Source organism: Desulfurella sp., from assembly GCF_049977265.1.
Lineage (GTDB): Bacteria > Campylobacterota_A > Desulfurellia > Desulfurellales > Desulfurellaceae > Desulfurella.
Window position 1 is genome coordinate 1 of record NZ_JBMFGQ010000050.1, and the last position, 9051, is coordinate 9051.

The following is a 9051-nucleotide window of genomic DNA, read 5'->3' on the forward strand; positions in this document are numbered from 1 at the left end:
AATGACTAAGCCCTAAGGGTTGCGACGAGCCTTTTTGGGTATAAAAGCATCTCAAGGGCACTTATTATATCGCATACTACAATATCACTGTTTTGGAGTGCTTCGATGTTTGCACCTTCTTTGCCAATTACGCAAATACCCAATTTAGCATATTTTAGCATAAGAGAGTCATTTTTGCCGTTTCCTATAGCTACTAAATTTGAAAGCCCGATTGATTTTGCATATTCTAATTTAAATGTTATCTGGTCGATTAATGGCGCAATAATGGTTTTGACATTCAAGCCTTTTAACTGTTCTTTAGTGCTTGAAAAAGTATCGCCTGTAACAATATGAATATCAAATGCTTTAGATAGGTTTTCTAAAATGTCTTTAGTTTCTTTTATTAGTACTCCGCTTGTTGCCAGTGTGCCGTTAAAGTCTAATATGATGCGTTTTAAGACAATTTTGCCTACACCCAAAATTTCAATTTCCATATTTTTCCTCCAATTTATTAATAAAGTTTGTTAAAAGCATGTTATTTTTTTCTTTTAGTTTATATAGGTATTTTATAGACTCTTTGGTATTTATTAATTTTAGTGTTTTTGCAATATAGAAAAGCTCAATTGTATCATAGCTTGAGCAGGAAAGCTCGTATAGGGGCTTAACTGCCTTTGTGCTTGAAATTTGCCCAAGTATATAAATTGAAAACATTCTACTTTCTCTTATAGGATTTTTAAGTGCTAAGATAAGTTTATCCTCGTAAGAAATTTTTTCAAATTCAATCAGATTATAATTACAATGCGGACATTTATTTGTTTTTCTTTCAATTTCTTGCCAGCAGTTTGGACAAAACCATTTCATAAAACCTCCCCCTTGCCTGACAAGGGGGCATATATAGTAATCCCAGGCTGATGGGCTCATAGTTTAAATACAAAGAGTGCAATTATAAACATAGCTATAATGTAGGCTATATAATAATTTAGATTTCCATTCATAATATATTTTGACAAAAAACAACTAAGTTTTTTAAACAAAATTTCTAAGCCTTGATAAATTAAATTTGAAACATCATAACTTTCAACGTAAGTGTCTTTTTCTTTCGTTCTGTAAATACCCCTTAGTACATATTCTACTATAAATGAGTAGCCCCGCGTGTTGTACATTTCATTTTCTTTTAATTTGAGACCACCTACCCACGGAGTAACTGTTTTTGTTTTTTTGTTTGAAAATTTTAACAATAAAGTAAAAAAAAGTAAGAAACCAAAAACTATTGCAAACATAAATGGTGAAACCACGCCAAAGATAGGTCTACTAGAAACCATTAAAGCAGGTTTTGGTACACCTAATATACCATCTAAAAAATTATTGTATCCAAGATAAAACACAATTAAAAATGAAAATATACCGCTTAAAATAACTAAGGCACTCATAAGGTTTTCAGCCAGTTTAATAGTAAAGTCTGGAATCTTTTTGATTGTTTGTATAGATTTTCCTAAACTTGAAAATCCTACCAACTTTTTTATGCCAAACGAGCTAAGTCCTATTGCAAGGGCAATTAATATACCAGCAAAAGTTACAATTAGCTTAAAAAAATTATCCTGAAATTTATATGATTGAAATAAACTTTCAAGTAGCATCCATTCAGAAACAAAACCTATTAAAGGTGGCACTGCGCTAAATGATAAACCAGAAATTAACATACCAAAACCAGCTGATTTGCTGACATTTTTTAGTATGCCACCTAAATCGTCTATATTTTCTTTTTGAAGTGTTTCTTTAGCGTGACCTATGGATAAAAACATTGTAGTTTTAGACAAAGAGTGTGATATTATTAAAAAAAACGCAGTTAGGTAAGAAAAATCAGCTAATATATTTAAATTACTATACCTTGCAAGCATGCTTACGCCTAAACTTGCTAAAATCATACCATTATTCTCCACTGTGGAATATGCGGGTAGTGTTTTTAACTGAGTTTCTCTGGCTGATTGTAATGCTCCCCAAAATGCACTTAAAGCACCCAGAATAACAGCTATAATTGCTAAAAAAACTGATTTTTCTAATGAAAAAACTCTAAAAACTCCATATGTGCCCACAAGCGTAAGAGGTACGGATAGTATAGCAGCAATATTAGATGGCGCTTTTGAGTAAGTTTGACCAATCCATACATGAGTGGGCACGATATCCATTTTTATAATGAACCCTAAAAATGCAAATAATGCAAATAGGTAATTATTTTGATATGCTTGAAATAAAAAAGTTCCACTATGGGCAAATATAATTGCAAAAGCAATCATTAACAAAACACTGGAGCCTTCAGAAAATGCTAAAAATTTGTAAGCTTGCTTGTATGAATTGGACTTTTCTAATATTAAAAAAAATAAACTAATATTTGTAATCTCAAAAGCAACTAAAAATGTAATAGCATCTTTTGCACAAAATATAAACAACATACTTAACATTGTGAGGTTTATTAAAAATGACATTGTTTTGCTAAATAGTTTTCCAAAATCTATTGAATACAAAGCAATTGCACTAAAGCAAACATACGCTATAATTAAAAATACGGCAGATAGTTTATCAACACCTATACTTAAGCTTAGACCATTAAATACATTGATTTGATAAGAAAAACCATTAATATAGCCTTCAAATCCTACAAAAGTGCAGCTTATTGCACCAAGGACGGCAAAAATATAACTCAATGATTTATTAAAAAAAACAGCCATACCTAAAATAAAAAACAAAATTGCAAAATCAAATGTTAACATATCAAACCACCCTGCGCTATTTCTATTAATTTTTTTAAAATTTCTGTGGGTTCTGAAACGTCTTTTAGGTGAGCTACCACATTTTTCAAATTTAATTTTTCAAAATAAAGTCCAATATTGCTGTTTTCTATAAGCATTACACCATAAGGAGAAGGCATTTGAGAAATAGCTTCTTGTATAATGGGCAACATTTTTTGTGTTGGTCTTGAGAGAATCACAAGCACATCAGCATGACGGGGTGTATTCGTAAAAAAGATTCCATAAGCGTGTAAGTTATATTTTGGCGATAATAAGCTGTAAAATTCCATCAGTAACTCAACATCTGATCCTCCATCTATACAAAATACATGCAATGATTTTTTAAATACTGTTTTTGAATTATTTGTTTTAAATTCGAATTTTTTGCTGTATTTTTTTGATAGTCCATAAATGGGCCACAAAAACATTTTATCTCCTCCTTATTTCGCCGCATCCGAAAAAAATGCGCCAAACGATTCTACAGTAAACGTAAAATCAGTAAAAATTTGTCCTATTAGAGCTTTTTCAATTGCTTTAACTAAAAAAAATGATGGTGTTGCGACATAAACATAATCTATTTTATTACCTACAAGTTCAATGTAATAATAAATTGTACCGCTTGGGGATTCTGTTAGTGCAATAGTGTTTCTTTTTTGTTGATCATCGTCAATACTTATATTTTTATTTTTTTCATCTATATTTTTTTGAAGTTTGATTAAAAGTTTTTTAATTAAATCTATTGATTGAAAGATTTCTTTTGCCCTCACAATCATCCTTGATAACGCATCTGATCCTTCTTCTAAAATAGGTTTAAAATCATCAAATAAATCTTCAAAAGACCTGGTATCTAAAGAAAAATTCATTGCTTTTACAGCTGGACCATCAAAATTAAATTCTTCAAAGTCATCTATTGTAAGAAGTCCAGTGTTGTGAAGTCTGTCTAAGTAATTTTCGCTTTTTAGAGAAAATTTATAAAGTTTTTCAAACTCGTTTACAATGTTTTCAAGCTTATTTACAAAAATTTTTAATTGATCGAGTGATATATATTTTATTGTACCTATGCTGTTGATATTTTTTAAAAATCTGTTTTTAAAAAGATATTTGTTGTTTTCAAGAATTTCGTCAAATAGGTATATAAGGTGATTTGCTAAAACTTTTTGAGCTGCTGCATCTGCTAAACGTGAAATTACATATATGTGGTTAAATATACGTTCAGTTTCTATAAAAATTAATCGCATAATTTTTGTTTTGTAGCTTGGTTGTATATTAAATGCAATTTCTATTGCTTTTGAATAAGCGAAAGAATGAGAAAATGCAAAACTTGTGCAAATTTGCTCAGCAAGTCGCAATCCTTCAAAAACATCCTTTTTAATCATTAATTTTTCTATTGAACGTGATTTGTAAGAGTTATCAATATAAACTTCTTTTATTCTTTCACCATAAGTAAAAATATTGAATGTAACCGATTCCAATAAAGCACCACTTGATGGACCCAATCTAAAATTGAACAACTCGTCTTTTGGTTCTTTTGACTCAAAAAGTTCTTTTTGCCACTTATATGCTTTAAATTCTTTGCTTTGTGAATTATCAACGAGACCAACAAATGAACCAGAGTTTACAAATAATTGCTCTGAATCTTCTTTTTTTATTATGCCAAGTAATCTTTTCATTTAATTACTCCTTGAAGGAATCGGTATAAAAATGGCAAGGATATAAAAGTAAGTATTGATAGTGTAATATTTATTATGGGCACTAACGTAAAATTGCTTTCTTTTATAGCTTTTTTTCTTTGACCACTAAAAACCATATTTATAACTTTGTAATTTATAAATAAAAAGCCACATCCAACAAAGGAAATTAATATTGATCCAATAAGCCAGCCATATAGGTCAATAGTTTTTGATAAAATTAGAAATTCTCCAAAAAAAATAGCAGAAGGCGGAGCACCAGTGACAGCTAAGCTACCAAAAAACAAAAATAAACCAGTGTGTGGCATAGTTTTAATTATGCCATTTATATCTTCAATTTTTTTGCTTTTATAATTATGCAGTATATTACCCGTGAGCATAAAAATACCAGATTTTGCAAATGCATGGGCAAATATCAAAACAATTGCACCAAATAGAGCGTATGATCCCAAACTAATTCCAATCAATGCAAGTCCCATATTTTCAATCGAAGAATAAGCAAAAAGTCTCTTGTATAGTGTTTGGTTTAAACTCATAATGCTTGCTGTAGCAACACTTAAAAAACCTAAAATAAAAGCGAATTCAGATAACAATATATTGTGATTTATCTGGAAAAGCCTTATAATTGGATACAGCGACACAGGTAGTAGTACTGCGCTAAATATAGCACTAACCGGTGCTGGTGATTTGCCATGGGCGTCAGCAAGCCAAGTATTCATAGGAAAAATTCCAGCTTTTGTACCATAGCCTATAATTAAAAGTATTGCGCCTAATAAAAATAAACTACCTGTTGGTTTTATAGTAAGTAATTTGAATATTGATAGCGTATCGCAAGCAGAGTATAAAAATAATGTAGCAATAAGTGATATTACAAGACCCACAGAAACAATTATAATATAGCGCCATGCAGCTTCCAGTGCTGTAAAGTCATTTTCTACAGCAACAAGTAAAGCACTTGAAAATGTGGTTGCTTCTATGCCAACCCAAATAAGACCTAAATTGTTTAGTATTACACTGAAAAACATTGCTGCAACGAAAATATTTAAAAGCATGAAATATTGATAAACTTTTATAAAACGCTCTTTTATATTTGAAATGTACTCAATGGAAAAAATTACGACGCCAAAATATACAATAGCTATCATTAAAGAAAATATTTTTGAAAGGTTATCTACATAAAAATAACTGCTTGAATAGTTTTTGCTAAACAAAATGAAAATAGAACTTATTAAACTCAATAAGCTTGTAAAAACAGATACAGTGCGTTCTTTTTTCCTAAATCCAATAAAGCAAAGTATAGAACCAATTGTAGCAAATAATGCTGGTAGCGTGTAAATCATCCGTATAGTTCCTCCTCTTTTTGGATATCTTCGTCACGAATTTTCATTAATATACCACCTATCATAACAATGCCTAAAATATCTAAAATAATCCCTGCTTCAACAATAAAAGGTAATCCGTTAAATAAAAAGGATAACAAGAACATAGAGTTTTCCATAACAAGGTATCCAATCAATTGAGCATATGCATTTGATCGAGACATTATTAAGAAAGCACCTTGAAGCATAAGTGTAATTGGAATTGATATCAATGATTTACCAAATTCGAAAAATACTACTGTGTATAAAATATAGCTAAAGATAGCAAGTAAAACTGATATTAAAATAGATAGACTAACGCTTACTTTGTGTTTATTTTCTCTTGCTCGAAATATTTGTTTGTTTATGGTATTTATTAAGTAACGTGGGATAAAGATTGCTCTAGTCAGAATTGTTAAAATTGATAGAATTATAATTGAAATATTATTATTTAAAACACCAAAATACATCAAAAAAATTCCTAAAATCCAGGATTGAATTGAGAATGTTTTGATATTGTTTGAAACATAATTTTGCCATTGCATAAAAATCGATAATGCTATTTCTATAAAACCAATCAGTATAAATACATTATGTTGCATTTTTTACCCTCCGCTTGTTGTTATGTAAAATACAAGCATAGCCAATAGCGTAAAACTAAAAGCTATAGCTATATAATCAAAGATTTTAAATAGTCTGTATTTTGAAACCATACTGTTAATAAATGCAAAGATTATAAGCAATATAATAATTTTAAAAAAATTGATAAACATATAAAAAAATATTGAAATCAAGCTTAATTTCATGGGAACAAAAAATGGCCATGTATAAACATTTAAAAAAACATTCATTAAAATAAATTGTTTAATATATCTGCCCCATTTTAAGAGAGCTAATTCTCTGCCTGAATATTCATGAATTAATAAAGTATCAATTGAACCTAATTCATTTAAAGAGCTGCTTTCTATGGGTAGTTGTCCGATTTCAATAATTAAAACAAATAAAAATGCAAGAGCTATAAATAAATGCACTAAAGAATAATACCAGCTTGTTGAAGTTTGCATTATGTTGTTAATTACATAAGGATTGTTGGTACCTGAAATAACACCAAGCATAATAAATATTAGCAAAATAACCGGTTCAGTAAATATTCCTATACTTGATGATCGTGATGCGCCTAAAATTGAATAGTTATTTTTGGAATCAAGCGCAGAAAGTTTAATAAGGGTCGATGCAGCACCAAACACTAAGCCGCCACCAACAAAGTCAACAACAGGACCAAATGTTAAAGGAAATGCGGTAATAATAGGCAACACCAAAGTTAAAAATAAATACATTGCAAAGCTCATATATGGTACATAAGTAAAAAATATTGAAGAGGATTCTGGATAAATGCTTTGTTTTTTAAAATATTTAAATAGATTGTAATACTCTTGGAATATAGAGGGTCCCCCTCTTGAAGACAATCTTTCATTGAAAAAATTTAAAATTCCAATAGCTAAAGGAGATAGGATAATTACATACAACAATTGCGCAATACTTAAATAAAACAGCATATAAAACCCCGCATGTATTTTTTAAATAAAGAATATATGATTTTAATAATTAAAAATGACACCAACAACCCCTACATAAATAATTTGTAGGAGTTATCAGCCTAGGTAGGCATTTTTGGCGAACTCCATCGCCACTTTTGTATTATTTTAAATTTTTTATTCATTTTGTCAAGGCTAAAGCTTGAAAACACAGTTAATTTGCTTTATTATAGCAAAAGAATGAATATTTCAAGAATAATTAGGTTGAAACTTTATAAACTAACAAAAGATCTTGGTTATGTAATTTCAAATCAATCTTATTTTTTAAAATGGCTTATTTTAGGATCTATAGTTGGTGTTATTGCTGGTTTTGGTGCTTTAGTTTTTTATTATTCTATAAAACTGTCAGAAAGTTTTTTTCTACAATACTTGCTTGGCGCAAAATTGCCGCTGCCAAAAGGTGAAAATTTAAGTGAAACTTTTGCAATTAAACGTGCATATTTGATACCATTTGTAGTAGCTTTTGGTGGTTTAATTTCAGGTTATTTAATTTTTAAATTTGCACCAGAAGCAGAAGGACATGGCACAGATGCAGCAATTGATGCTTATCATAATAAACAAGGTAACATTAGACCGCGCGTGATTTTTTTAAAAACTATAGCTTCTGCTATAACAATAGGCTCAGGTGGATCAGCTGGTAGGGAAGGGCCGACTGCTTTGATTTCGGCTGGCATCGGGTCTTTAGTTGGCAAAATCTTACACCTTAATGTTCAAGATAAGAGAAAAATTGTAGCAATTGGTATTGGTGCAGGGATTGGCACAATTTTTAAAGCACCAATAGGTGGTGCAATCTTAGCTGCTGAGGTTCTTTATAAAAGAGATTTGCAGTCTGAAGTAATTTATCCAGCTATTGTAGCAAGCGCGATAGGTTACTCTATATTTGGAAGTTTTGTAGGGTTTGAGCCTATTTTTGGGTTTTATAAATCGCCATTTAACCCATTAAGGTTGCCGTTTTATATTATTTTAGGTGTTGTGTGTGGATATTTAGCTATTGTTTACCCAAAAACATTTTATTATGTAAAAGAAAGATTTTCAAAACTTAATATAAATAATATTTACAAACCAGCAATCGGTGCATTTATAAGTGGCTTAATTTCTCTTATTTTTCCTGAAGTAATAGGCGTTGGTTATGGGTGGATTCAGTTACTTATAGATGGGAAGTTTAGTGTGTTGCCAACATTTGGTTTGCCACTTTTGTTAATTTTTTTAATAATGCCTTTTGTAAAGATTATTGCCACTGCGTTTACAATTGGCTCTGGCGGCTCTGGTGGTGTATTCGCACCCGGTATGTTTATTGGAGCATTTACTGGTGTTAGTTTAGGGGTTATTTTTCATTATTTTTTTCCTACAATAGTAAGTAATTACAATATTGGTGCGTTTGTCATTGTTGGCATGCTTGCATTGTTTGGTGCAGCAGGCAAAGTGCCAATCGCAGTTACACTAATGGTTGTGGAAATGACTGGTAGTTTGCAACTTTTGCCAGCTTTGATGATTGCTGTGTCTATATCTTACTTAATATCTGGGAGTACAACTATTTACAAATCTCAAGTAAATACACAAAAAGATTCACCCGCACATTTTGGTGAATTTAATATTCCTTTTTTAGAAAGATTAAAAATATCAGATATTGGAATATACAAAAAGA

The 9051-nt window shown here is 30.3% G+C and carries 9 protein-coding genes and 1 riboswitch; of the genes, 1 reads left to right on the forward strand and 8 read right to left on the reverse strand.

Annotation, left to right across the window (positions count from 1 at the left end; translation table 11 throughout):
• Positions 1–5: 5 nt before the first annotated feature.
• Genes ACP5FO_RS07845 through ACP5FO_RS07880 form a run of 8 tightly spaced genes read right to left on the reverse strand, consistent with a single transcriptional unit; the run spans position 6 to position 7367 of the window.
• Positions 6–473: an HAD family hydrolase gene (locus ACP5FO_RS07845; RefSeq protein ID WP_428157316.1), complete on the reverse strand. Its 468-nt coding sequence runs from the start codon at positions 471–473 to the stop codon at positions 6–8.
• The gene (locus ACP5FO_RS07850; protein WP_428157317.1) at positions 463–840 is read right to left on the reverse strand and encodes a HEAT repeat domain-containing protein; all 378 of its coding nucleotides are present in this window, start codon (positions 838–840) and stop codon (positions 463–465) included. Before ACP5FO_RS07850 ends, ACP5FO_RS07845 begins: the two co-directional genes overlap by 11 nt.
• A gap of 56 nt (positions 841–896) precedes the next feature.
• On the reverse strand, positions 897–2747 hold the full coding sequence (locus ACP5FO_RS07855; protein ID WP_428157318.1) for a proton-conducting transporter membrane subunit: 1851 nt from the start codon (positions 2745–2747) through the stop codon (positions 897–899).
• The gene (locus ACP5FO_RS07860; RefSeq protein ID WP_428157319.1) at positions 2741–3193 is read right to left on the reverse strand and encodes an NADH:ubiquinone oxidoreductase; all 453 of its coding nucleotides are present in this window, start codon (positions 3191–3193) and stop codon (positions 2741–2743) included. Before ACP5FO_RS07860 ends, ACP5FO_RS07855 begins: the two co-directional genes overlap by 7 nt.
• Positions 3194–3205: 12 nt before the next feature.
• Complete coding sequence (locus tag ACP5FO_RS07865) at positions 3206–4435, reverse strand: Ni,Fe-hydrogenase III large subunit (protein WP_428157320.1); 1230 nt, start codon at positions 4433–4435, stop codon at positions 3206–3208.
• Complete coding sequence (locus ACP5FO_RS07870) at positions 4432–5793, reverse strand: proton-conducting transporter membrane subunit (RefSeq protein WP_038572248.1); 1362 nt, start codon at positions 5791–5793, stop codon at positions 4432–4434. Before ACP5FO_RS07870 ends, ACP5FO_RS07865 begins: the two co-directional genes overlap by 4 nt.
• Entirely contained in the window at positions 5790–6413 is a 624-nt protein-coding gene (locus ACP5FO_RS07875) for a hydrogenase 4 membrane component (E)-like protein (protein WP_092129471.1), read from the reverse strand. The genes ACP5FO_RS07870 and ACP5FO_RS07875 overlap by 4 nt, the downstream gene beginning before the upstream one ends.
• A 3-nt stretch (positions 6414–6416) precedes the next feature.
• Entirely contained in the window at positions 6417–7367 is a 951-nt protein-coding gene (locus tag ACP5FO_RS07880) for a respiratory chain complex I subunit 1 family protein (RefSeq protein WP_428157321.1), read from the reverse strand.
• 80 nt (positions 7368–7447) lie between these two features.
• Positions 7448–7509: riboswitch (Fluoride riboswitch) on the reverse strand.
• A gap of 77 nt (positions 7510–7586) precedes the next feature.
• On the opposite strand from ACP5FO_RS07880, the gene ACP5FO_RS07885 reads away from it, so the two are divergent.
• The coding region (locus tag ACP5FO_RS07885) for a chloride channel protein (protein ID WP_428157322.1) at positions 7587–9051 on the forward strand (1465 nt) is incomplete at its 3' end.